We start from the raw sequence: 23,713 nt of genomic DNA on the forward strand, positions 1-23,713 counted from the left end.
CGCTATCCGAACCGATAGCCGGACACCGCCCATCCCAGCACATGATCGCGGTAATCGCACACCGCCGCATCGTCCCCGCCGGCGCCGAGCGCGACCATCAGCGGCAGCAGATGCTCTTCACGGGGGTGGGCGAACTTGGCGTAGGGCAGTTCGCCCCAGCGCGCGACGCGGTCGGCGCGCTTGGCGGGATCGGGATCGGTCACGGCGGCGGTGAGCGCCGCGTCCCATTGATCGGCGATCGGCGTCACCTGCGGCCCGCGCGCGCGCAGATTGTGGAAGCTCATGCCCGATCCCACGATCAGCACGCCCTCGTCGCGCAGCGGCGCGAGCGCGCGGCCGATGGCGATATGCGCGCGCGGATCGAGATCATGGCGCAGCGCCATCTGCGCAAGCGGGATATCGGCATTGGGCACCGCCACCATCATCGGGATGAACACGCCGTGATCCCAGCCGCGCGTGCCTTCCTCGCTGGTGGCGAAGCCCGCCGCTTCCAGCAGCCCCGCCGCGCGCCGCGCGACATCCGGCGCGCCGGGCGCGGGCCATTGGAGGTGATAGGTGTGCGGCGGAAAGCCGTGGTAATCGTAGAGCAGCGGCTGGCCGTTGCCGACATGCACCGCGACGTCGCGCGTCTCCCAATGGCCCGACACGAGCAGGATCGCCCTCGGCCGCTCGGGCAGAGAGGCGATCAGCCCGGCGAGATACGCCTGCATCCCCCGCCACATCGGATCGGGCGGGCCGCCCGCCGGGTCCATGAAGAAGCACGGTCCGCCGCCATGCGGGATGAAGAGGGTGGGAAGCGTCATGCCCGGCATATCGGCCCGCCCCGCGCGCCCGGCAAGACGGCCTCGCGGAAACGGCGCGTTTCGCCAGGCGCGCGCTTGGGGTAGCGTCACGCCATGACCCGTTTCACCGTCAACAACCAGCCGGTCCAATATCGGATGGACCCCAAGACCCCTTTGCTATGGGCGCTGCGGGACGCCTCCAACCTGACCGGCGCCAAATATGGCTGCGGCACCGGCGATTGCGGCGCCTGCACGGTCGATATCGACGGCGAGGCGGTAAAGGCGTGCCAGACGACGATCGGGGCGATCGAGGGGAGCTTCGTCACCACGATCGAAGGGCTGTCGCGCGACCGCTCGCACCCGGTACAACTGGCGTGGCTGGCGAAGAACGTCACGCAATGCGGCTTCTGCATCCCCGGCATGGTGATGGCGGCGGCGGTGTTCCTCAAGAAGAACCGCAATCCCTCCGAGGACGATATCCGCGCGGGCATCGCCAATCTGTGCCGCTGCGGCGTGTATCCGCGCGTGGTGGAGGCGGTGTTGCAGGCGGCGCGCGTGCAGCGCGGCGACGAAACGGTCGAGGCCGGCGCGCCGCCGGACACCTCCCCCGACGACGCCGCGCGGCGCGTGCCGGCGATCAGACCGGTCACGCCATGAATGCTTTCGCGTTGCTGTCAATGAAGTTCAGAAAAGGCTCAGTGCCGGTGGAGCATTAACGAAGTAACAGCGGCGAATCGTTCGGCCGCTCTCTGGAGGGTTCGTTCGATGCGTAAGTATTTGCTTGCGGCAATCATGGCGGCGTCGGCGCTGGTGCCGGCGACCGCCTTCGCGCAGGATCATCGCGAATGGCGCGGCGGGCGTGGCGACGGCGGCCAGCGCCCGATGCAGCCGCGCCCACAACAGGCACAGGCCCAGCCCCAACAGCCGGGGCCGCAAGCCCAGCGCTGGCAAGGGCGCGGCAACGATGGCTACAATCGCCCGCAATTCCAGGGCGGACGCGGCGGTGACGGACGCGGCTTCCAGGCCCAGCCCGGCGCGCGGCCAGATCAGCAACCCGGCGCCCAACCGCAGGGTCAGCCGCAGCCGCAACAGCCGGGCGGCTGGCAGGGCAATCGCGGCGACCATGACGGTCGCGGCGGGGACGGTCGCGGCGGCGACGGGCGAGGCTGGCAGGGCGGCGATCGTGGCAATGGCGGCGACTGGCGTGGTGATCGCGGCGACCGGCCGCGCCCGGGTGGCCCCGGCTGGCAAGGCAATGGTCCGCGCGGCGACGACCGCCCCGGCGGCTGGCAGCAGGGCCGTGGGGATGACCGCCCCGGCAACTGGCAGGGGCGCGGCAACGATCGTCCCGGCGGCTGGCAACCGGGCCGCGACAATCGTCCGGGCTGGCAGCAGGGGCGCGGCAACGACTGGAACCGTGGCAACGGCTGGAACGGCAACGATCGCCGCGACTGGAATCGCGGCTGGCGCAACGACAATCGCTATAACTACTTCGCCTATCGCAACAGCAATCGCGGACTCTACCGCCTGCCGCGCTATTATGCCCCGAGCGGTTGGAGCTACGGCTACCGTCGCTTCGGCATCGGCCTGACGCTCAATTCGATCCTGTACGAACAGAGCTACTGGATCAACGACGCCGATTACTACCGCCTGCCGCCGGCCTATGGCCCGTATCGCTGGGTGCGCTATTACAATGACGCGTTGCTGGTCGATATCTACACCGGCCGTGTCGTCGATACCGTGTACGACATCTTCTGGTAAGACATCGCCGCCCTTCCCGTCTTCAGCGTCGATACGGATCGACGATATCGCGCTGAAGATGGGAAGAAAATGCCCGCGTGCCGAATGGTCGCGGTGAACGGCAAACATGCCGCCCACGTCTCCGCGACACCGAAGCAAATAAAAACCCCCGCCTCACCAATCGGTGAGGCGGGGGTTATCACCAGTGATGGTGAGAAACCTGGTGCACCCGGAGCGATTCGAACGCCCGACCCTCAGATTCGTAGTCTGATGCTCTATCCAGCTGAGCTACGGGTGCGTGGGAGGTCGCCTTTAGATGGGGTTTTTCGGGTGCGCAAGTGCGTTGCGCGATTCTTTTGTCCGGCATAGAGCGATTTCCATGAAAAACCGCCGCGCCCTCGCCGTTCCCGCCCTTTTGCTGGCCACTTCGTTGGCGGGCGGTTGCGCCGAACAGACCGTCTCGCGCTATCCCTCGCTTCAGCCGCGCGCGATCGAGCGGCGGAGCGATGCGGAAGCGGCCGCAGCCGCCCCCGCCGCACTCCCGCCCGATGCCGCGCTCGACGCCACGCTCGCCACGACCGCGAAGACATTGGCCGATACCGACGCGGCGTTCGGCCCGGCGGCGGACGGCGCGGAGCGCGCCGCTCGGGCGGCACGTGGCGGCGGGGTCGGCAGCGATCGCTGGATCGCCGCGCAGACCGCACTCGCCAAGCTCGATGCGTTTCGCGCGACCACGTCGGCCAGCGTCACCGATCTTGACGAGCTCGCGATCGGCCGTGCGCGCGACGCCAAGCCACCCTACCCCGCGCTCGAATCGCTGAAGGCGCGCGGCGACGCGCAGCTCACCGCCGAGATCACCCGGATCGCGGCGATCCAGGCGCTGCTGCCGGCCGCCTGACGACATATACGATCGTGTCCTCGGACTCGCCCGCGCGACGGAAGTCGAGGTAGGGGCGGCGCGTCATGCCGAGGCGCTCCATCAGCCGCCACGACGCGACGTTGCCGATCGTGGTCCAGGCGCCGATCTCGGGCGCGTCGGTATTCGCCCAGGCCCAGGCGATGCTCGCTTCCGCCGCCTCGAGCGCATAGCCGCGCCCCCAATGCGAATCGGCGATCCGCCAGCCGGCTTCGTGCATGCCGTAAACCGGCGCATCGGGATAATTGCTGGCGATCCGCACCCCGCACGTGCCGACCAGCGCGCCGCCGTCGCGCTCCTCGACCGCCCAATAGGAAAAGCCATGCCGCGCCTGATCGGCCATTCGCTTGTCGATCAGCGCGTCGATTTCGGCCTGCGTCTTCACCCCGCCCAGATGCGCCATCATCGCCGGGGTGTTGAGGATCGTGGCGAAGGCGGCTTTGTCCGCCGCGCGGCAGGGCCGCAGCCGCAGCCGTGCGGTTTCGATCATGCCCGGTCGATCGCGTAGCTGACCGTCTCCCGAAGCGGATCGTCGACCGCGAAGTTCGGGTGATCGAAACCGCCGAGCCGCACCATGCCGAGCCGTTCCATCAGCGCGCGGCTGGCGGCATTCTGCGCGGCGGTGATCGCGACGATGCGCGGCGCCGCGCTGTTCGCCCAGCCCCAGGCGAGGCTCGCCTCGGCGGCCTCGCGCGCGAAGCCCTGCCGCCAGTGCGCCGCCGCCAGCATCCAGCCGACCTCGACCTCGCCCGCGATCGGCGTGTTCTCCGCGCCCGGTTTGAGACCGCAGAAGCCGATCACGGTGCCGTCCTCGCGCAGCGCGACCGTCCAGAAGCCGAGCCCGTGCGACTGGCGATAGCCCTCATGCCGGGCGATCGTCGCCGCGCTCTGCTCCCGCGTCTTGAGCGGGCCGAGATCGGCCATCACGCGCGGGTCACTCCACATCGCATGCAGCGGCGCGAGATCGGCCGCGACCGGTCGCCGCAGCACCAGCCGCGCGGTTTCGATCATGCGCCCAGCAGGCGCGCCGCGTGCAGCGCGTGGTAGGTCAGCACGCCCGAGCAGCCGGCGCGCTTGAACGCCATCAGCGTCTCCAGCACCACCGCGTCACGCTCGGCCACGCCGGCCGCGACCGCCGCCTCGATCATCGCATATTCGCCCGAAACTTGATAGGCGAATACAGGGACTTGGAACTCGGTCTTCACGCGCAGGATGATGTCGAGATAGGGCAGCCCCGGCTTGACCATCACGCTATCGGCGCCCTCGGCGAGATCGAGCGCGACCTCGCGCAGCGCCTCCTCGGCATTGGCCGAATCCATCTGATAGGTCTTCTTGTCGCCCTTGAGCAGCCCGCGCGAGCCGACGGCGTCGCGGAACGGGCCGTAGAAGCCGCTGGCGTATTTGGCGGCATAGGACATGATCTGGACGTTGACCCGCCCCTCGCCTTCCAGCGCGTCGCGGATCTGGCCGATCCGCCCGTCCATCATGTCGCTCGGCGCGATGATGTCCGCCCCCGCCGCCGCCTGGTTCAGCGCCTGCGCGACCAGCACTTCGGCGGTGGTGTCATTGACGACATAGCCCGCCGCATCGACCAGCCCGTCGTGGCCGTGCGCGGTATAGGGATCGAGCGCGACGTCGGTCAGCACGCCGACCTCGGGCACCCCGTCCTTCAGCGCGCGCGTGGCGCGGCACATCAGATTGTCGGGGTTGAGCGCCTCGCGCCCGTCCTCGCTGCGCAGATGCGGCGGCGTGTTGGGGAACAGCGCGACGCACGGAATGCCGGCCTCGCGCGCTTCCTTCGCGCGCGCGACGATGCCATCGATCGACCAGCGCGAGACCCCCGGCAGCGTCGCGATCGGCTCCTCGATGCCCTGGCCTTCGGCGATGAACAGTGGCCAGATCAGGTCGGCCGGGGTCAGCACCGTCTCGGCATGGAGACGGCGGCTCCACGGCGTCGAACGGGTGCGGCGGAGGCGAAGCGCGGGATAGTGACTCATGCCCGCCCAGATGCGCCCTCAGCCGTTCGGGTGCAACCGTCCGGTGGGTTCGGCGGTGGCGCGCGCGCCCTCCTTCGCTTCCTCGACGTGCGAGGAGACGGCGAGCACCGCGTCGCGCCACCTGCCGTAGCGGAAATACAGGCTGGCCAGCACCAACGACACGATCGAACTGAGCGGGAACGCCCACCACAAAGCATCCGCGCCGAGCAGCGGCTTGCCGAGCATTGCGATGCCGATGCGGAACGGGATCAGCGCGGTGACGAGGATCAGCAACGGCGCAAGCGTCGCGCCGTTTGCCCGCACCGTGCCGAAGATCACCATCGTCGCGCCGAACATCAGGAAGGTCCAGCTCGAGATGAGCTGGATGTGCCGTGCGATCGGGATCGCCGGGCTGTGGCTGTCGATGAACAGCCCCATCACCGGCCGGTCGAACAGGATGATCGCAGCGATCACGACGAGCGTGATGACGGTATTGGAGACGATCCCCGCGCGGGTGATCTTGCCAACCCGGTCCCACAGCCCCGCACCGATGTTCTGCGCGGCCATGCTGCTCACCGCCGCGCCGATCGCCATCGCGGGCATCTGGATATAATTCCAGAGCTGCTGCGACACCGCATAGGCCGCCGCCGTCTCGACGCCGAGCCGGTTGACCAGCCCGATCATCGTCAGCCCCGATGCCGACATCACCAGCATCTGCGCCGCCATCGGCACGCCCTTGGCGACGATCACCCGCACCAAAGCGGGATCGGGGATCAGCCACCGCAGTTCCGCGCCGCGCAGCCGGATCGGCAGGTCGCGCGCATAGACGTAGATCACGAGCCCGACCGCCGACACCGCCGACGCGATCAACGTGGCGGTCGCCGAGCCGGCGATGCCCATGTGCGGAAACGGCCCGATGCCGCGGATCAGCAACGGGTTGAGGCCGGCATCGATGATCGCGCTCAGCACCATGAACCACATCGGCGTGAGCGCGTCGCCGGTGCCGCGCAGCCCCATCTGGATCAGCAGGCTCAGCATCGAAAGCGGCAGCCCGAGGAAGATCACGCGCAGATAGACCAACGCCAGCGGCTGCGCGTCCCCCGGCGTCGCCATCAGTCGCAGGATATCGGGCGCGAAGACATAGCCCAACACCGCGATCCCCGCCGCTGCGGCGACCACCAGGCCCACCGCCGACCCGAACGCGCGCCGCGCCGCCTCGATATCGCGTCGCCCGATCGACTGGCCGATCAGGATCGACGCGGCCATGCCGAACCCGAACACCGCGCCGAAGCTGAGGAACATCACGATCGTAGCGTTCGAGGTCGCCGCCAGCGCGCTCTCGCCGAGAAACCGCCCGACCCAGATCGAATTGATCGACCCGTTGAGCGTCTGGAGGATGTTCGACGCGAGCGTGGGCAGCGCGAACGCGAGCAGCGTCCACCCGATCGGCCCGGTCGTCAGATCCCTGCCACGGCCCCTCGGCGGCTGTGCCACGCGCGCATCCCCTCTTTGCTGAAGGTGGCGATAGGCGAGGTGGCGGGATTCGCAAAGCGCTCGATCCGACCGTCGCCCCGGCGCAGGCCGGGGCCGCTGTGTAACTTGACGAGCGGATCGAACAAAACGCAGCGGCCCCGGCCTGCGCCGGGGCGACGGACTAGCCCAACCGCGCCAGCGCCGCCGCGAGCCGCTCCGCCTCGGCGGTCTTCTCGGCATGATCCGCCCGCGCCTTTTCGACAGCCTCGGGCTTGGCGCGCTCGACGAAGCTCGCGTTGCCGAGCCGCCCGGCGAGCGCGTCACGCTCCTTCTCCGCCGCCGCGATGCCCTTGGTGAGCCGCGCACGCTCGGCATCTAGGTCTATGACCCCTTCCAACGGGAAAAAGAAAGTATCTTCATCGACTACGATTTGCATTGCGCCACCGCTTGGCACAGGCGAAAAACTTATGTCTTCAATCCGAGCGACGCGCGACAACACACCGATGTTGCGCTCTAGCCGATTTCGCGTCGGCGCGCCTGCTACTGAAGCAAAGAGCAGCAGCCTTGCTCCTGGCGGTACATTCAGTTCGGTTCGTGCGGTACGTATCTGGCTCACCAGCCGGATCAGCCAGTCGATCTCCTTGCTCGCCTCCGGGTCGATCGACCGCGCATCCGCCATCGGCCATTTCGCGACGATCAGCTCGCTCGCGCGCGCGCCGGTCTTCGACCACAATTCCTCGGTGATGAACGGCATGAACGGGTGGAGCAGCACGAGGATCTGATCGAGCACCCAGCCCGCCACCGCGCGCGTTTCATCCGCATCCGGGCCGGTCGCGGGCGCGTCCATCTGGCCGAGCAGTGGCTTGATGAGCTCGATATACCAGTCGCAGAACCGGCTCCACGCGAACTGGTAGATCGCGTTGGCCGCGCCGTCGAAACGATAATCGGCGAGCGCGAGATCGACCGCCTGCACGGTCTGGATCGTCTCGGCGATGATCCATTTGTTGACGGCCAGGTCCGCGCGCGGCGCCTCCAGCGTGGTCGAGGCGGTGATGCCGTTCGCCTGGCAGAAGCGCGCCGCGTTCCACAGCTTGGTGGCGAAGTTGCGATAGCCCTCGACGCGCTTCTCATCCATCTTGATGTCGCGGCCCTGGCTCTCCATCGCCGCCATGAAGAAGCGCAGCGCGTCCGCACCGTATGTATCGATCAGCCCGAGCGGATTGACGACATTGCCCTTCGACTTGGACATCTTCTGCCCGTCCGCCGCGCGGACGAGGCCGTGCAGGTAGAGCGTGCGGAACGGCACGTCCTTCATGAAGTGCAGCCCCTGCATCATCATCCGCGCATCCCAGAAGAACAGGATGTCGAAGCCGGAGATGAGCACGTCGTTGGGGTAGCGGCCGTGGAGTTGCGGGCGCGACGCACCACCCTCCCCGCTCGTGCTGAGCGCAGTCGAAGCACGTGCCCCGGGCGGAGCGTTCGTGGCATGTCCTTCGACTTCGCTCAGGACGAACGGCGCTTTTTGAAGCGCCGCCCCCTCTCCGTTCGTGTCGAGCGAAGTCGAGACACCGAGCGCAGCGTTCGCGGCTTGTCCCTCGACTTCGCTGGGGATGAACGGGGATGGTGCGTCAGGCCAGCCCAGTGTCGCGAACGGCCACAAAGCGGAGGAGAACCACGTGTCCAGCACGTCGCTGTCACGATACACAAAACGTGGATAAAACGGATCATTCCCCGCCTGATCCGCCCACATCAGAGCATCTTGCGAACTGTCGAAAAAAGTAAGCTGATCGTACTCGGCGCCGTAGAACGCCCGCATCTTTTCTCGAGCCTGTTCTTCGGTCTCAGCCACAAAGATCGGCCCCGGCTGGCCATTGCCGCGATCGGTTTCACGAACTGTGCCAAACCAAGCCGGAATCCGGTGCCCCCACCACAATTGGCGCGACACGCACCAAGGCTGGATATTCTCCATCCAGTTGAAGAACGTCTTCTCCCACGTCTTCGGCACGATCTTGATCTTGCCCGAGCGTACCGCCTCGATCGCCGGTTTGGCGAGCGTCGCCGCATCGACATACCATTGGTCGGTCAGCCACGGCTCGATCACGACGCCCGAGCGGTCGCCATAGGGCGTCTGGATCGTGCGGTCCTCGACGCGTTCGAGCACGCCGTCCTCTTCGAGCAGCTTGACGATCCGCTGGCGCGCCTCGAATCGATCGAGCCCGAGCAGGTCGGCGGGGATCAGTCCGTCGGCGGTCTGCGTCACCTGCGCCTTGGCGTCGAGCATATTGAGCATGTCGCGCGCTTCGATGCCCGCGCGCCGGCCGACTTCGAAATCGTTGAAGTCATGCCCCGGCGTGATCTTCACCGCGCCCGAGCCAAGTTCGGGATCGGCATGCTCATCCGCCACGATCGGGATCAGCCGCCCGGTGATCGGCAAGCGCACCTGCTTGCCGATCAGCGCCTGATAGCGCTCGTCCGCCGGGTTCACCGCCACCGCCATATCCGCGAGCATCGTCTCGGGGCGCGTCGTCGCGACCGAGATGAACCCCGATCCATCGGCGAGCGGGTAACGCAGATGCCAGAACTTGCCGGCGATCTCGCGCGTCTCGACCTCAAGGTCGCTGATCGCGGTGCCGAGGCCCGGATCCCAGTTCACCAGCCGCTTGTCGCGGTACAACAGCCCTTCGTTGTAGAGATCGACGAACACCTTGAGGACGGCCTTGGAAAAGCCCTCGTCCATCGTGAAGCGTTCGTTCTTCCAATCCATCGAGCAGCCGAGCCGCCGCAATTGCTGGGTGATCTCGCCGCCGCTCTCCGCCTTCCACGCCCACACCTTCTCGACGAACTGTTCGCGCGTGAAATCGGTGCGCTTCTGCTGGTGCAGGCCCATCTGCCGCTCGACCACCATCTGCGTGGCAATGCCGGCATGGTCCGTGCCGACCACCCACAGCGCATCCTTGCCCTTCAGCCGGGCGTGGCGCGCGAGGATATCCTGCAACGTATTGTCGAGCGCATGGCCGATGTGCAGCGAGCCGGTGACGTTGGGCGGCGGGTTGACGATCGTCCACGGCTCGGCGCCGGGGCGATCGGGGCGGAACAGCCCGTTCGCCTCCCAATGCGCATACCAGCGCTGTTCGATTTCGGCGGGGTCGAAGGTTTTCGGAAGTTCGCTCATCCGGTGAGCGTTTAGCCGCCCCCGGCCAAAATAAAAGGCGCCGCGTGACGGAAGCGACGCGCGGGCAACCTGTACCTAAGACTACAGACACATTCAGCATCGATACGATTCGCGCGCCCTAAAACGCGGATACCGATCAACGGACAGAGGATGGTTCGATGAAAAGCTTCAAGATCGCCGCCGCGCTCGGACTGATGGTTGCGGGCCTGGGTGTCAGCACCAGCGCCTCCGCGCAGGATTATCGTCGCGATCATCACGGCTATGACCGCCGCGACTATCGCGGTGACCATCGCGGCTGGCGCGGAGACCGCCACGACTGGCGTGGCGACCGCCGCGGCTATTACGGCCCACACCGCGGCTATTATGGGCCGCACCGCGGCTATGGCTATGGCAACGGCTGGGGCCGCGGCGGTCGCGATTGCCGGGTAACTTGGCGCCATCATCGGCGCGTGACGGTCTGCTACCGCTAAGATCAGACCTGAAATCAGACAGGGGCGGCGGAGCGATCCGCCGCCCTTGTCGCATCAATCGCCGGTCAGGATGCGATCGACCAGTTCCTTCACGGTCGGCACGAAGCCGTTCGAATAGAACGGGTCGCGCTTGAACTGATACGCGCCGTGTCCTGCGAACATCAAATTCTGCTCGACATCGCCGCCATGCGCGATGTCCTGCAAGGTCTTCTGGATGCAGAAGCTGCGCGGATCGGCGAGCCGCCCGGTCGAGTTGGTTTCGCTATCCGCCCAGGACGAGAAAGCGCACTGGCTGAGGCAGCCCATGCAATCGGCCTGGTCCTTGCGGATCACCGCCTTTTCCTCGGGCGTGACGAACACGAGCGTGTTGTCGGGCGTCTTCAGCGCATCGGTGAAGCCCGCGCCGAACCACTGCCGCGCGCGCAGCAGATCGTTGCGCGTCACCCAGAAGTTCTTACCCTTAACGCCGACATCGAGCTGGAAGACATGGTCGCCCGCTTCCTGCGTCGAGAAGGCGATCTGCCGCTCGGAGCGCTCCTCCAGATTGCGCAGGAACGGGTTGCGCACCGCGCTCGAATAGAATCCGGTCGGCGAGAAGCGGTGGAGCAGCACCTCGCCTTCCTCGATATTGGTGAGCCGCGCCTTCCACGCCTCGGGGATCGGGCTTTCCTTCGTCAGCAGCGGGCGCGTGCCGAACTGAAAGGCGATCGTGCCGAGTTCGGGATTGTCGATCCAGTCGCTCCAGTCCCGCAGATACCAGACGCCGCCCGCCATCACGATCGGCACCTCGTCCGAGATACCGCCCTCGCGCATCGTGTCGCGCAGCGCCTTCACGCGCGGATAGGGGTCTTCGGGCTTGCGCGGGTCTTCGGCGTTGGACAGGCCGTTATGCCCACCCGCCAGCCACGGATCTTCATAAACCACCGCCGACAGCCACTGCGACGCCTTCGAATAGGCACGCTTCCACAGCGCGCGGAAGGCGCGGCCCGAGCTGACGATCGGCAGATAGCTGACGTCGTAGGACGAGGCGATTTCGGACAGTTTGTACGGCATGCCCGCGCCGCAGGTCACGCCGGCGACGAGGCCGCGCGTACGCTCGAGCACGCCGTGCAGGATGCGCTGCGCGCCGCCCATCTCCCACAGCACGTTGATGTTGATCGCGCCCTTGCCGCCGGCGATGTCGAACGCGCGGCGAACCTGCTGGACGGCGCCCTCGATCGCATATTCGATCAGTTCCTCGTGCCGCTCGCGCCGGGTGAGCGAGCGATAGACCTGCGGGATGATCTTGCCTTCGGGATCGTAACTGTCGGCGTTGACGGCGGAAACGGTACCGATGCCGCCCGCCGCCGCCCAGGCGCCCGCGCTCGCATGGTTGGTCGCCGCCACGCCTTTTCCGCCCTCCACCAACGGCCATACTTCGCGGCCGTTATAGATGATGGGCTTCAAACCTTTGAACACCGATATCTCCCGATAGAAAACTGGCCGAAACAATCCTGGCTCGTGATATAGCGGATCGGCAACGCTTGACGAGACAATTAGGACTCAGCCCAGACAACCGGGCCTTCCGAGTGCCCCGGAATAGAGCGCCGCATAGCGCGCGATCATCGTCCCCTCGTCATATTCGGCCACCGCTTTGGCCCGGTTCTGCTCGCCCAGCCAGCGGCGCGCGGCCGGCTCGGCCCCGGCGATCGCCTGCAACGCATCGCGGATGCGAACTTCGTCGATGGCGTTCTCGATATAGGGAAGGTTGCCGGGCGCGACCATGTTGGGAATGTCCCCGACCGGCGGCGCAACGATCGGCAACCCCGCCGCCATCCCCTCGATGATCGAGATCGGCGCCTGTTCGCTACGTGACGACAGCGCCATGATGTCGAACAGCCCGACATATCGGTGCGGCTCGGGCAGGAAGCCGGGCATGACGAGTTGGTCTGCCAGCCCCATCGCCTCGGCCGCGTCGCGGATCGCCTCACGCTCCGGCCCCTCGCCGACGATGACCAGCCGCGCGCGCGAGGCCATGCCGCCGACCGCGCGGACCAGCAGCGGCAGGTTCTTGACCGGACGCAAGCCCGCGAGCGTGCCGATCACGATCTCGCCGGGCTTGCGGCGGAAACCGGGGATCGCATCGGGCGCGGGCTTCACCGCGTAACGCGCGGTGGCGATGCCGTTGCCGATGCGGTGAACGCGTTCGGCGGGCTGCTTCCACGTCTTGAGCGCGATCGTCTCCAGCGTGACCGAGGGGACCGCGAGCGCGTGCGCGGCGGTGAGCGCGATCCGGCGGTAGATGTTGCGCTGCGGCTTGAGGCCCTGCGCCTCGTCCTCGTTGAAGCCGTCCTCGTGGTGGACCACCGGCGGCCCCTTCATTCCGGCGACGCGGCGCGCCATCACGCCGTCTATGCCGCCCCAATTATAGGTCAGCACCAGATCGAAGCGGCGCATGTAGCGGGCGATCGCCTCATATCGCGCGACCGATGGGCGGCCGGTCAGCGGCGGCGGGTTCTGCGCGATCTCATAGGCGATGCCGGGCGCGATGGCATCGCGCGCGCCATATTGGTCGGGCATCGCCGAGACGATCGTGTGGCGCGCGCGCTCGCCGAACGCGTTCATCAGCCGCACCGCGCGCGCTTCCTTGCCGCCGAGGCTGAAGCTGGAATGAAGGTGGAGGATGTTCACCGCGGGCATCCCTCGCCCCTGCCCGGTTTCGCACCCGGCTTTCAAGGCTCAGGCCGAAAATATCGCCTTGGACACATGCGTGATCCGGCAGGCGAGATCGGCCTCGCCGCTCGCCACGACATAATGGTCGCCCGCGTCGGCGATGCCGGTGGTGAACACGACATTGTCGAGGTACATCAAATCCTTGATCGGCTCGGTCAGCTCGGGCGCGGGTTCCAGAACGGCGGTGTCGCTGGTCGCGACCACCACCGACGGATCGTCGCGGTCGAGGATCGACCAATAGGTGCGATAGATGCCAACCACGCCCGATGGCTCGACACCGTGCCACAAGGTCAGCCAGCCGCGTTCGGTCAGCACCGGCGGCGCGCCGCCACCCATCCGCGCGGTGGCGAGCGTCTTGGCGTGCGGGCGGATGCCGGGCTTGTCATACGGCTTCCAGTGGATCGCGTCGGGCGACGAGGCCAGGTTGATCGACGGCCCCGCGCGCCACTCGCTGCCGGGCGGATAGGCGAAATAAAGGTCGCCGAGCGGGCGGGTCTGCGCGAAATATTTGCTGCCGATCCGGCCTTCGAAGATCAGCATGTCCTTGTTCTGATGATCGAGCACGATGCCTTCGAGCCGCCAATCGAGCGCATCGTCCGACGTGTAGAGCGTGGTCGAATGCCGCTCGGGGCTGACCGAGCAGGTCGTCATCAGATAGCGCTCGCCGACCTTCGTGATCCGCGCATCCTCGACGCCGTAGCATTGATAGGGCGCGCGCGGCGCGATGGCACTGTCATAATGCACCGCGACGACGTCCGCGCCGTCTGCGGACAGCTCGACCGGCAATAGCCATGACAGCGAGGTCAGCGCCATCACCTTCCAGCCGCCGCCGCGCATCATGAACTTGCGCGGATCGGCGGTATCGACGTGCTCCAGCGGCCACGGATCGAGCACATAACCGCCGTCGTCCCAGCGGATCGCATGGATGTGCTGATCGACGATCGGTTGCTTGAGCGCCTCGGCCACGCGGACCATCAGCAGCAGATTGCCGTTCGGCAGCCGCGTCATGCCGGGGTTGAAGGCGCCCAACACATAGGTCTCGGCACCGAGCTTGCCGGCGAGCGGCGAGCGCGCGAGATCGACATCGCGCGGATCGAACACGATTGCGTCGAACGCCACGGTCACTCCCCTTCGCTCAGGCGCGGCGCGACGACGATCTGCTGCACCACCGCGCGGCGCGGCTGGGTCAGCGCGTAATGCACCGCCACCGCGATATCCTCCGATCGTAGCATCTTCTCCTCGCGCACCATGCTCTTCTGCTTTTCGGCGTCGATGTCCGGATAGTGCATGTCGGACTGGGTCAGCGCCGGCTCGACCAAGGTCACGCGGATGTTCTTCGGCCCGAGTTCCTTGCGCAGCGCCTCGGCGAAACCGGCGATGCCCGCCTTGATGCCAGCGTAAACGGTCGATCCCGGCCCGAGCACGTGCGCGGACACCGAGCCGATCAGCACGATATCGCCACCCGCCGCGCCCATCGCCTCGGCGGCGGCATGAGCGCTGGTGAGATAGGCGGTGAAATCGACGGCGATGGCATAGCGCAGTTCGCTGTCGCTCATGTCCGTCAGGCCCTCGGCGGGGATCGCCGCGTTGATGACCGCCACATCGAGCCCGCCCAGCCATTCGCTCGCCGCCTTGACGTAGCGCTCGGGGGCGCCCGGCTCGCCAAGATCGACGTTGAGGCCGGCTCCGGTGCCGACCTCGCTGATCCGCCCGACCGCGTCGGCGAGATGCTCGGGCGTGCGGCCACAGACGTGCAGCCGCGCCCCTTCGCTCGCCAGCAGCACGGCGATGGCCCGGCCGATGCCGGTGGTACCGCCGGTGACGAGGATGCGTTTGCCGGAAAGGGTTGAAACGGCGGTATGCGCGTCGGCGAGATCAAGCATGCAAAACTCCCGTTCGGTGGTACGGGAGAGACGGTTCAGGCCGCCACCGGTTCCCCTATCCGCGCCAGCAGCCGGTCGATCGCCGCCACCGCGACCGGCTCGGAAAGGGTCGGCGCGTGCCCGGTTTGCGGCACGGTGACGAGCTCGGCCAGATCGAGCGTCTCGGCCATCCGCGTCGCGGTCGCATCGGACAGCAGATCGGAAAGCGCGCCGCGGACGATCAGCGTCGGCACGCCCTCCAGCCGGGCGAGCGCGCGCCACATATCGAGGCCGGCCTCGTTGCCCGGAACGCGGAACGGCTCGGCGATCTTCATGTCGTAATCGAGCACGATGCGGCCGGCGCTGTTCACCCGGTACAGCCGCTTCGCCATCACCAGCCAATCCTCGATCGTGTAGTCGGGGAAAGCGTCGGCATTGCTTTCCGCCACCGCGCGCGCGGCGTGCATCCAGGTCGGCCAGGTGTTCGACTTGCCGACATAGCCGCGAATGCGCAGGATGCCCGCCGGCTCGATCTCCGGCCCGACGTCGTTGATGAGCGCCCCCGCCAGCCGCTCGCGCGCGGCGCCCGCCAGCAGCATCGTCAGGATGCCGCCGAGCGACGTGCCGAACGCGATGAAGCTCGAAACGCCGAGTTCGGCGAGCAGCGCCTCGATGTCCTGAACATAGGTCATCGGCACGTAGCTCATCGGATCCTTGGCATAGGCGCTTTCACCCCGCCCGCGCAGATCGAGCGCGATCACCCGCCATTCGCCGGCGAGGCGCGGGGCGAGATCCTCGAAATCGCGCGCGTTGCGCGTCAGCCCCGGAATGCAGATGATCGGCGGTCGATCCTCGCGGCCGGGATAGGCGCGATAATGCAGCCGCAGCCCGTCGTTCGACCACCAGTATCGGTTTTCATAGGCGGGCATGGTTGCGTCCTCGGCTGTGGCGCACCCATATCGCGGCATGAACGAAACCCCGCAAGCATATCGCCCCGATCCGCGCATCCTCGAACTGGGCGATGCCGTGTACGACGTTGTTGAAGCCGCGAACTTCCCGGAAACCCGGCTGCGCTTCCGCAACGATCGCGCCGCCGACGAGGTCGGGCTGGCCGCACTCAGCGACGCCGAATGGACGCGGCATTTCGGCCGGTTCGCGCCCTTGCCGGACAATCTGCCGCGACCGCTCGCGTTGCGCTATCACGGCCATCAGTTCCGCTCTTACAATCCCGACATCGGTGACGGGCGCGGCTTCCTGTTCGCGCAGATGCGCGACCACGGCGGCCGGCTGATGGACCTCGGCACCAAGGGCAGCGGCCAGACGCCGTGGAGCCGTTTCGGCGACGGCCGCCTCACCCTCAAGGGCGGGGTGCGCGAAGTGCTTGCGACCGAAATGCTCGAAGCGCTCGGCGTGCAAACCTCGCGCAGCTTCTCGCTGATCGAAACCGGCGAGGCGCTCGAGCGCAACGACGAACCCTCGCCCACCCGCTCGGCGGTGCTGGTTCGGCTCAGCCACAGCCACATCCGCATCGGCACCTTCCAGCGGCTCGCCTATCTGCGCGACGCCGAGACGATGACGCGGCTGATCGGCTATGTGCTGCGCAACCTGTACGGCGAGGAGCCCGGCGACGAACCGGCGACCCGGCTGCTCGATCTGGTGGTGCGGCGCACCGCCCGGCTCGCCGCCAGCTACATGGCGGCGGGGTTCGTCCATGGCGTGCTCAACACCGACAACATCAACGTCACCGGTGAGAGTTTCGATTATGGCCCGTGGCGGTTCCTGCCGACCTGGGATCCGGCTTTCACCGCCGCCTATTTCGACCATGCCGGTCTCTATGCGTTCGGCCGCCAGCCCGAGGCGATCCACTGGAACGCGATGCAGCTCGCGGTATCGCTGCGCACGGTGAGCGAGGCGGCGCCGCTGATCGCGGTGCTCGAGACGTTCGGCGATCATTATCAGGCCGCCGTGAGCGAGGCGATCCTGTGGCGGCTCGGCCTCGCCCGGCGCGGCGCGGAGGAGGACGCGGCGCTGGTCGGCGCGGTCGAACACGGCCTGCGCGCCGAGATGCTGCCGGTCGACCGCTTCTTCTTCGATGCTTTCGGAGGCCATATCCCCGAGGGCGACGCCTTCGCCGAAGCCCGCGCGCGCGTTGCGCCCTATGCTGCGCGCAAAGCCCGCGACCACCTTTATTGGCGCGACGACACGCCCTGCGCGATGGTGATCGGCGAGGTCGAGGCGATCTGGTCCGCGATCGCGGACCGCGACGATTGGTCGCTGTTCGCGAGCAAGATCACCGCGATCCGCGAGATGGGCGCGGCGCTGGCGTGATGCGGATGCGGTGGATTCCGGTGCCGAATTCGGGCAAGGGCACACGCCATGTCCGCGTATGAACTCATCTCCTTCGAACCGGCGACGAACGCCGAACTGTGGCGGGGCCAATCCGGCGATGTCGATGCCGAGGTCGCCATCGCCCGCGAGAGCTGGGCGAGCTGGGCGTCACGTCCGCTCGCCTACCGTACCGAGGCGCTGCGCCGCTTCGCCAACGTCGTGCGCGGGCGCGCCGATGCCTTCGCCGATCTGATCGCGCGCGAAACCGGCAAGCCGCTGTGGGAGGCGCATACCGAGGTCGAAACGGTCATCGCCAAGGTCGACATCTCGATCAAAGCCTATGCGGAGCGCACCGCGCAGCGCCGCCTCGACGCGCCGATGGGCAGTCGGATCGCTCTGCGCCACAAGCCCCACGGCGTCCTCGCGGTGCTGGGGCCGTATAATTTCCCCGCGCACCTGCCCAACGGCCATATCGTCCCCGCGCTGCTCGCCGGCAATGCGGTCGTGTTCAAACCGTCCGAGAAGACGCCGGCGGTCGGCGCGTTCCTCGTCTCATGCTTCCATGAAAGCGGCGTGCCCGAGGGCTGCGTGCGGCTGCTGCTCGGCGGCCCGGACGAGGGCAAGGCGCTCGCCGCGCACGACGGCATAGACGGGCTGCTGTTCACCGGTTCGGCGCGCACCGGCATCGCGCTCAACCGCGCCTTCGCCAGCCGGCCGGAGAAGATCCTCGCGCTCGAAATGGGCGGCAACAACCCGATCGTGGTGTGGGAATCGCCCGATGTCCACGCGGCGGCGGTGATCATCGCGCAGTCGGCGTTCATGAGCGCGGGCCAACGCTGCACCGCCGCACGCCGGCTGATCGTCGATGAACGCGTTCACGATCCCCTGATCGACGCGGTATGTGCGCTCGTCGGCCGCATAATCGTCGATGCGCCGCACGCCAAGCCCGCCCCGTTCATGGGTCCGGTGATCGATAACGAATCGGCCGATCTGCTGAGCGAGAGCTTCCTCGAACTGATGATGCGCGGCGGGCGCCCGATCCGCCATCTCGAGCGCCCCAAGGCCGGCTTGCCGTTCCTGTCCCCGGCGATGATCGACACCACCGACATAGCCGAGCGCCCCGACGTCGAGTTGTTCGGCCCGATCCTGCAGGTGATCAGGGCCAAAACGTTCGAGGATGCGATCGCCGAGGCGAACAATACCCGTTACGGCCTGTCGGCGACGCTGCTCAGCCAGAATCCGGTGCTTTACGATCAGTTCTGGGCCAATGCGCGCGCCGGCATCGTCAACTGGAACAAGCCGACCAATGGCGCCTCGTCCGCCGCGCCGTTCGGCGGCATCGGCTGGTCGGGCAACCACCGGCCGAGCGCCTATTACGCGGCGGATTATTGCGCCTATCCGGTGGTTTCGAGCGAGGCCGAACAGGCCCGCGCGAGCATCGGCGTCGGCCTGCGCGACGCCTGAGCACGGCTCGTCGCATCGCTTCGGCGGGCTGCGACGAGCCGCGGAACCTCCCTGTCGGATAAGCGATTGAGCGACCGTGACGACCGAAACACCAGACTCGACCCGCTCTCCGCGTTCCAACAAGCTCCGCCAGCAGGCCAGCAACTGTCTGTCGATCGCCGTCCGCGAAAAGGCGCCCGACTTCGCCGCCGAACTGATCGACGAGGCGATCCGCCTCGCCCAGCGCGCGCGCGAACTGGACATGCCCAAGCGCTGAGCGACGCACGATTCTCGCCCTTTGGGCGCGCGTTCGAACCCGGGCGGTCCACCTTTCGGCGTCTCGACTGAAAAGGACCGACGCAAAGTTTCCCTACCCGCCGCAAAAGCAGGCATCGGTTGTGCGGCCCGGCCAATTCGCGCATCGGGCGCACATGGCTACGCTGCTAGATCCCCACGCGCGCGGGCGCGTCATCCTCGTCGGCGCGGGTCCGGGCGATCCCGGCCTGCTCACCGTGCGCGCCGTCGAGGCGCTCAAATCCGCCGACATCGTCGTCCATGACGGCCTGATCGACCCGCGCGTGCTCGATCTCGCCCCCGCCGCGGCGCAGCGCATCTCGGTCGCCAAGCGCCGCGCGCGGCACACGCTGCCGCAGGAGTCGATCAACGCGCTGATCGTCGCGCATGTGAAGACCGGCGCGATCGTGGTGCGGCTGAAGGGCGGCGATCCGTTCATCTTCGGGCGCGGCGGCGAGGAGGTCGAGGCGGTTCGCGCCGCCGGGCTGCCGGTCGAGGTGATCCCTGGCGTCTCGGCCGCGCTCGGCTGCGCGGCGGAGGCGATGCTGCCGCTCACCCACCGCGACTATTCGAGCGCGGTGAGCTTCGTCGCGGGCCAATGCAAGGGGCTCGCCGATCAGGATTGGTCGGGGCTCGCCGGCAAGGGCCGCACGCTCGTCATCTACATGGGCGTCGCGACCGCTGCCGACATAGCCGACAAATTGATGCGCGACGGGGTCGCCCCCGACATGCCGGTCGCCACGCTCGAACGCGGCACGCTCGCCGGGGCACGCGCGCTACGTACGCTGCTCGCGGATCTCGGCGCGATGGTGGAGCGCGAAAAGGTGGCGAGCCCAGCCATCATCGTTGTAGGCGAGGTCGTCGATCTGTCGGACGCCCACGAGCGGCTCGGACGCTGGGCGACGGTTGCCGAGGGGACGTTCGCGTGAAGCTGTTGACGGGGAATGACTTGCCGACCGGGGACGTGATCTGGTGGACCGGCTCGGGCTGGTCGCGCCATGTCACCGACGCCGCCGATGTCGGCAGCGAGGGCGAGGCGCTCGGCAAGCTCGAGGAGGCCGCGCGCCGCGTCAACGGCCCCTATGTGATCGAGGCGACGCTCACCCCCGACGGCCCCCGCCCCGCCCACATCAAGGATCGTGTCCGCGCGCTCGGCCCGACCGTGCGGATGGACCTGACGCTGGCGCCGGAGGCGTCGCCACAGGTGGTGCTGTGATGGTTCACGCGGAGGCGCGAAGGCGCGGAGTAGAAGGCGTGTTCGCGCAGAGGCGCGGAGGACGCAGAGGCGTCGGCGCAACGGTGCGGACGGAAGACTTCCCAGCGGCCGAGGGAAAAACAAGCGCGCTGCCGCCCGCGATTCGCTCTTTGCGCCCTCTGCGCCTCTGCGCGAACCCATTCTCTTTCTTCTCAGCGCCTCCGCGCCTCCGCGTGCCAAAAGTCAGGGCTTTCTGATGTACCAGTACGACACTTACGACCAGTCGATCGTCGATGCCCGCGTCGAGGAATTCCGCGATCAGGTGAAGCGCCGGCTGGCGGGCGAGATCACCGAGGATCAGTTCAAGCCGCTGCGGCTGATGAACGGCCTGTATCTCCAGCTTCACGCCTATATGCTGCGCGTCGCGGTGCCCTATGGAACGCTGTCCGGCAAGCAGATGCACATGCTCGCGCATGTCGCGCGCAAATATGATCGCGGCTATGGCCATTTCACCACGCGGCAGAACATCCAGTTCAACTGGATCAAGCTCGATCAGGCGCCCGACATCCTCGCCGAACTGGCGACGGTCGAGATGCACGCGATCCAGACCTCGGGCAATTGCATCCGCAACATTTCGTCGGATCAGTTCGCCGGCGCCGCCGCCGATGAGGTCACCGATCCGCGCCCCTGGGCCGAACTGCTGCGCCAGTGGAGCACCTTCCACCCGGAGTTCACCTATCTGCCGCGCAAGTTCAAGATCGCGGTGATCGGCGCCGATGAGGATCGCGCGGCGATGCGGCTGCATGACATCGGCATCCAGTTGCTCACGCGCGACGGCCGGCTCGGCGCGAAGATCTATGTCGGCGGCGGCATGGGGCGCACCCCGTTCGTCGCGCCCGAGATCAAGGATTTCGTCACCGCCGACGATCTGATGAGCTATCTCGAAGCGTGCCTGCGCGTGTACAATCGCTACGGCCGGCGCGACAACATCTACAAGGCGCGGATCAAGATCCTGATCCACGAGATCGGCGCGGCCGAATATGCGCGGCAGGTCGAGGAAGAGTTCGCGCATGTGAAGACGCTGGGCATCGACCCGCCGCTCGCCGAGTTGGAACGGATCAGCGCCTTCTTCGCCCCCCCCGCGTTCGACGCCGACGCGCCCGACACGATTGACCGCAGCGATCCCGATTTCGCGGTGTGGGTCGATCAGAACGTGCGCCCTCACAAGCAGCCCGGCTATGCGATTGTCACGATCAGCCTCAAACCGACTGAGGGCATCCCCGGCGACGCCTCGGCCGACCAGCTCGATGTGATGGCCGATCTCGGCACGCGCTACTCGTTCGACGAGCTTCGCGTGACTCATGCGCAGAACATCGTGCTGCCGCACGTCCGCAAGGCCGATCTCTACGCGGTCTGGCAGGCGCTCGACGCCGCCGGCCTCGCCACCGCCAACCTCGATCTGATCGGCGACATCATCGCCTGCCCCGGCCTCGATTATTGCGCGCTCGCCAATGCGCGCTCGATCCCTGTCGCGCAGAAGATCGCCAACCGCTTCGCCGATCTCGGCCGCCAGCGCGAGCTTGGCGAATTGAAGCTCAAGATCAGCGGCTGCATCAACGCCTGCGGCCACCACCATGCCGGGCACATCGGCATCCTCGGCGTCGATAAGAAGGGCATCGAGAATTATCAGCTCTCGCTCGGCGGATCGGGCGCGGAGGATGCCAGCATCGCCAAGATCACCGGCCCCGGCTTCGACGAGGACGGCATCGTCGACGCGGTCGAGACGGTGACCAACGTGTATCTGGAGCGGCGCGAGGCGGGTGAGCGGTTCCTCGATACCTATCGGCGCGTCGGAATGGAGCCGTTCAAGGTGGCGCTGTATGGGTGATTCCCAGGCCGTCACCCCAGCGCAAGCTGGGGTCTCCCGCGGCTCCTGCCGTGCCCTCCCCAACAAGACCCCAGCTTCCGCTGGGGTGACGGATGGTTGCCAATGACCGATTCCCCCCTCCGCTTCCGCGACGACGCCCCGCACGAGGAGCCCGCCGTCACGCTCGACGCCTTCCTCGGCCAGACCAACGCGACTGCCGTCCGCATCGAACCGGGTGACGATGTCCGTGCGCTGCTCCCGCACCTCGGCCAGCTCGCGCTGGTCGAAGTGGCGTTCCCGGCCTTCCGCGACGGGCGCGGCTATTCGGCGGCGCGTATCCTGCGTGAGGCGGGCTACACCGGCGAACTGCGCGCCGAGGGCGACGTGCTGGTCGATCAGATCGTGCCGATGCGGCGGTGTGGCTTCGATAGTTTTGCTCCCCGCACTGAAATCGATTCTGCCACGCTGCACGCCTCGTTGTCGCGCTACGAGCACGTATATCAGGGGGCGGCTGACCGTGCCGTGCCTGTTTGGAAACTGCGTCATGGCCAGCCCCGCTCGTAAGCTCGACATCATCGACACGCGCCCCGCCTTCACCCAGGCCGATGCCGACGCGCTCAACGCGCGGTTCGCGGGCGTCGATGCGCAGACGATGCTGACGGCACTGTTCGCGGAAGGGCTGCTCGGGCGCGTCGCGGTGGTGTCGTCGTTCGGCACCGAAAGCGCGGTGCTGCTCGATCTCGTCGCCAAGGCCGACCCGAGCGTGCCGGTGATCTTCGTCGATACGCTCAAGATGTTCCCCGAGACGCTCGCCTATCGCGATGCGCTGGTGAAGCGGCTCGGCCTGCGCGCGTCCTGGTCGGTCGAACCCGACCCGGCGGTGATCGCCGCGAAGGACGAGAAGGGCCTGCGCTGGTCCTACGATCCCGACGGCTGCTGCGAGATCCGCAAGGTCGAGCCGCTCAAGCGCGCCAAGCAGGATCTCGATAGCTGGATCTCGGGCCGCAAGGCGTTCCAGTCGAGCACGCGCCAGAACATCGCGCGGTTCGAGATCGAGGACGGCCGGCTCAAGATCAACCCGCTCGGCGATTGGGTGAAGGCCGATCTCGAGGCCTATTTCAACGCGCACGACCTGCCGCGTCACCCGCTCGAAGCCGATGGCTATCTGTCGGTCGGCTGCCAGCCTTGCACTAGCAAGGTGCTCCCCGGCGAAGACCCGCGCGCGGGCCGCTGGCGTGGGTGGGAAAAGGTCGAATGCGGCATCCACGTCGCCGAGAAGCCCGGCGAAGAACCGGTGTTCTGAGCGCGAGATCGAACGCAACCTACCCGTTCGTGCTGAGCGAAGTCGAAGCACGTGCCTGAAGCGCGGCGCCCGTGACACGTGCTTCGACTTCGCTCAGCACGAACGGATGGATGGTGCCGTCCACGTTGGATACCCGAGGCTTGCGGAACGCGGTTCTGCGCTGATCGCCCCCCGCCACGA

Annotated in this window: 23 protein-coding genes and 1 tRNA gene; 12 read left to right on the forward strand and 12 right to left on the reverse strand. The window is 67.3% G+C overall.

Features of this window, described 5'->3' with window-relative positions:
* Positions 1-2: 2 nt before the first annotated feature.
* Entirely contained in the window at positions 3-803 is an 801-nt protein-coding gene (locus BLS81_RS02325; RefSeq protein ID WP_093220204.1) for a DODA-type extradiol aromatic ring-opening family dioxygenase, read from the reverse strand.
* Between the two features lie 93 nt (positions 804-896).
* On the opposite strand from BLS81_RS02325, the gene BLS81_RS02330 reads away from it, so the two are divergent.
* Together BLS81_RS02330 and BLS81_RS02335 are read left to right on the forward strand one after the other, a co-directional pair.
* The gene (locus BLS81_RS02330; protein ID WP_093220206.1) at positions 897-1,439 is read left to right on the forward strand and encodes a (2Fe-2S)-binding protein; all 543 of its coding nucleotides are present in this window, start codon (positions 897-899) and stop codon (positions 1,437-1,439) included.
* A gap of 108 nt (positions 1,440-1,547) precedes the next feature.
* A complete protein-coding gene (locus BLS81_RS02335; protein ID WP_176786985.1) occupies positions 1,548-2,543 on the forward strand; it encodes an RcnB family protein in 996 nt (331 codons plus the stop codon).
* 200 nt (positions 2,544-2,743) lie between these two features.
* On the opposite strand, the gene BLS81_RS02340 is transcribed toward BLS81_RS02335, so the two are convergent.
* Positions 2,744-2,820 (reverse strand) — tRNA-Arg (locus tag BLS81_RS02340).
* Between the two features lie 81 nt (positions 2,821-2,901).
* Here BLS81_RS02340 and BLS81_RS02345 point away from each other — a divergent pair.
* Positions 2,902-3,420 (forward strand): hypothetical protein, encoded by a 519-nt coding sequence (locus BLS81_RS02345; protein WP_093220209.1) that lies wholly within the window; start codon positions 2,902-2,904, stop codon positions 3,418-3,420.
* Here BLS81_RS02345 and BLS81_RS02350 read toward each other — a convergent pair.
* The 5 genes from BLS81_RS02350 to BLS81_RS02370 form a co-directional block, all read right to left on the reverse strand.
* Positions 3,377-3,928, reverse strand: a complete 552-nt coding sequence (locus BLS81_RS02350; RefSeq protein WP_093220211.1) for a GNAT family N-acetyltransferase — start codon at positions 3,926-3,928, stop codon at positions 3,377-3,379. The two genes, BLS81_RS02345 and BLS81_RS02350, sit on opposite strands and share 44 nt — an antisense overlap.
* Complete coding sequence (locus BLS81_RS02355; protein ID WP_093220214.1) at positions 3,925-4,449, reverse strand: GNAT family N-acetyltransferase; 525 nt, start codon at positions 4,447-4,449, stop codon at positions 3,925-3,927. Before BLS81_RS02355 ends, BLS81_RS02350 begins: the two co-directional genes overlap by 4 nt.
* The gene (hemB, locus tag BLS81_RS02360; protein WP_093220216.1) at positions 4,446-5,435 is read right to left on the reverse strand and encodes a porphobilinogen synthase; all 990 of its coding nucleotides are present in this window, start codon (positions 5,433-5,435) and stop codon (positions 4,446-4,448) included. The genes BLS81_RS02355 and hemB overlap by 4 nt, the downstream gene beginning before the upstream one ends.
* Positions 5,436-5,453: 18 nt before the next feature.
* A complete protein-coding gene (locus BLS81_RS02365; RefSeq protein WP_256326031.1) occupies positions 5,454-6,908 on the reverse strand; it encodes an MATE family efflux transporter in 1,455 nt (484 codons plus the stop codon).
* Between the two features lie 160 nt (positions 6,909-7,068).
* Positions 7,069-10,059 (reverse strand): valine--tRNA ligase, encoded by a 2,991-nt coding sequence (locus BLS81_RS02370; protein ID WP_093220221.1) that lies wholly within the window; start codon positions 10,057-10,059, stop codon positions 7,069-7,071.
* Between the two features lie 158 nt (positions 10,060-10,217).
* Here BLS81_RS02370 and BLS81_RS02375 point away from each other — a divergent pair, with 158 nt between their 5' ends.
* Positions 10,218-10,529 carry a hypothetical protein gene (locus tag BLS81_RS02375; protein WP_093220224.1) on the forward strand — a complete coding sequence of 104 codons (312 nt, stop codon included), beginning with the start codon at positions 10,218-10,220 and terminating at the stop codon, positions 10,527-10,529.
* Between the two features lie 54 nt (positions 10,530-10,583).
* Here BLS81_RS02375 and BLS81_RS02380 read toward each other — a convergent pair whose 3' ends face one another.
* The 5 genes from BLS81_RS02380 to BLS81_RS02400 all read right to left on the reverse strand — a co-directional run bounded on the left by BLS81_RS02380 (position 10,584) and on the right by BLS81_RS02400 (position 16,032).
* The gene (locus tag BLS81_RS02380; protein WP_093220226.1) at positions 10,584-11,987 is read right to left on the reverse strand and encodes an NAD(P)H-dependent flavin oxidoreductase; all 1,404 of its coding nucleotides are present in this window, start codon (positions 11,985-11,987) and stop codon (positions 10,584-10,586) included.
* 84 nt (positions 11,988-12,071) lie between these two features.
* Positions 12,072-13,208 (reverse strand): glycosyltransferase family 4 protein, encoded by a 1,137-nt coding sequence (locus BLS81_RS02385; RefSeq protein ID WP_093220229.1) that lies wholly within the window; start codon positions 13,206-13,208, stop codon positions 12,072-12,074.
* Positions 13,209-13,247: 39 nt separating this feature from the next.
* Complete coding sequence (locus tag BLS81_RS02390) at positions 13,248-14,366, reverse strand: glycoside hydrolase family 130 protein (protein WP_093220230.1); 1,119 nt, start codon at positions 14,364-14,366, stop codon at positions 13,248-13,250.
* Positions 14,363-15,124 (reverse strand): SDR family oxidoreductase, encoded by a 762-nt coding sequence (locus BLS81_RS02395; RefSeq protein WP_093220233.1) that lies wholly within the window; start codon positions 15,122-15,124, stop codon positions 14,363-14,365. The genes BLS81_RS02390 and BLS81_RS02395 overlap by 4 nt, the downstream gene beginning before the upstream one ends.
* Before the next feature lie 35 nt (positions 15,125-15,159).
* Positions 15,160-16,032, reverse strand: a complete 873-nt coding sequence (locus tag BLS81_RS02400) for an alpha/beta fold hydrolase (RefSeq protein ID WP_093220235.1) — start codon at positions 16,030-16,032, stop codon at positions 15,160-15,162.
* Positions 16,033-16,069: 37 nt separating this feature from the next.
* Between BLS81_RS02400 and BLS81_RS02405 the strand changes: the two genes are divergently transcribed.
* The 8 genes from BLS81_RS02405 (at position 16,070) to BLS81_RS02440 (ending at position 23,533) form a co-directional block, all read left to right on the forward strand.
* The gene (locus BLS81_RS02405; RefSeq protein WP_093220238.1) at positions 16,070-17,431 is read left to right on the forward strand and encodes a protein adenylyltransferase SelO family protein; all 1,362 of its coding nucleotides are present in this window, start codon (positions 16,070-16,072) and stop codon (positions 17,429-17,431) included.
* Between the two features lie 48 nt (positions 17,432-17,479).
* Entirely contained in the window at positions 17,480-18,895 is a 1,416-nt protein-coding gene (astD, locus tag BLS81_RS02410) for a succinylglutamate-semialdehyde dehydrogenase (protein WP_093220240.1), read from the forward strand.
* A gap of 76 nt (positions 18,896-18,971) precedes the next feature.
* On the forward strand, positions 18,972-19,151 hold the full coding sequence (locus tag BLS81_RS02415) for a hypothetical protein (RefSeq protein ID WP_093220243.1): 180 nt from the start codon (positions 18,972-18,974) through the stop codon (positions 19,149-19,151).
* Between the two features lie 154 nt (positions 19,152-19,305).
* Entirely contained in the window at positions 19,306-20,097 is a 792-nt protein-coding gene (gene cobA, locus BLS81_RS02420; RefSeq protein ID WP_093221735.1) for a uroporphyrinogen-III C-methyltransferase, read from the forward strand.
* Positions 20,094-20,384 carry a DUF2849 domain-containing protein gene (locus BLS81_RS02425; RefSeq protein ID WP_093220246.1) on the forward strand — a complete coding sequence of 97 codons (291 nt, stop codon included), beginning with the start codon at positions 20,094-20,096 and terminating at the stop codon, positions 20,382-20,384. The genes cobA and BLS81_RS02425 overlap by 4 nt, the downstream gene beginning before the upstream one ends.
* Positions 20,385-20,619: 235 nt before the next feature.
* The gene (locus BLS81_RS02430) at positions 20,620-22,251 is read left to right on the forward strand and encodes a nitrite/sulfite reductase (protein WP_093220248.1); all 1,632 of its coding nucleotides are present in this window, start codon (positions 20,620-20,622) and stop codon (positions 22,249-22,251) included.
* A gap of 102 nt (positions 22,252-22,353) precedes the next feature.
* The gene (locus BLS81_RS02435; protein WP_093220251.1) at positions 22,354-22,794 is read left to right on the forward strand and encodes a DUF934 domain-containing protein; all 441 of its coding nucleotides are present in this window, start codon (positions 22,354-22,356) and stop codon (positions 22,792-22,794) included.
* Positions 22,775-23,533, forward strand: a complete 759-nt coding sequence (locus tag BLS81_RS02440; RefSeq protein WP_093220254.1) for a phosphoadenylyl-sulfate reductase — start codon at positions 22,775-22,777, stop codon at positions 23,531-23,533. Before BLS81_RS02435 ends, BLS81_RS02440 begins: the two co-directional genes overlap by 20 nt.
* The last annotated feature ends 180 nt before the right edge of the window (positions 23,534-23,713 follow it).

Source organism: Sphingomonas sp. NFR15, from assembly GCF_900103265.1.
GTDB classification, from domain to species: domain Bacteria; phylum Pseudomonadota; class Alphaproteobacteria; order Sphingomonadales; family Sphingomonadaceae; genus Sphingomonas; species Sphingomonas pollutisoli.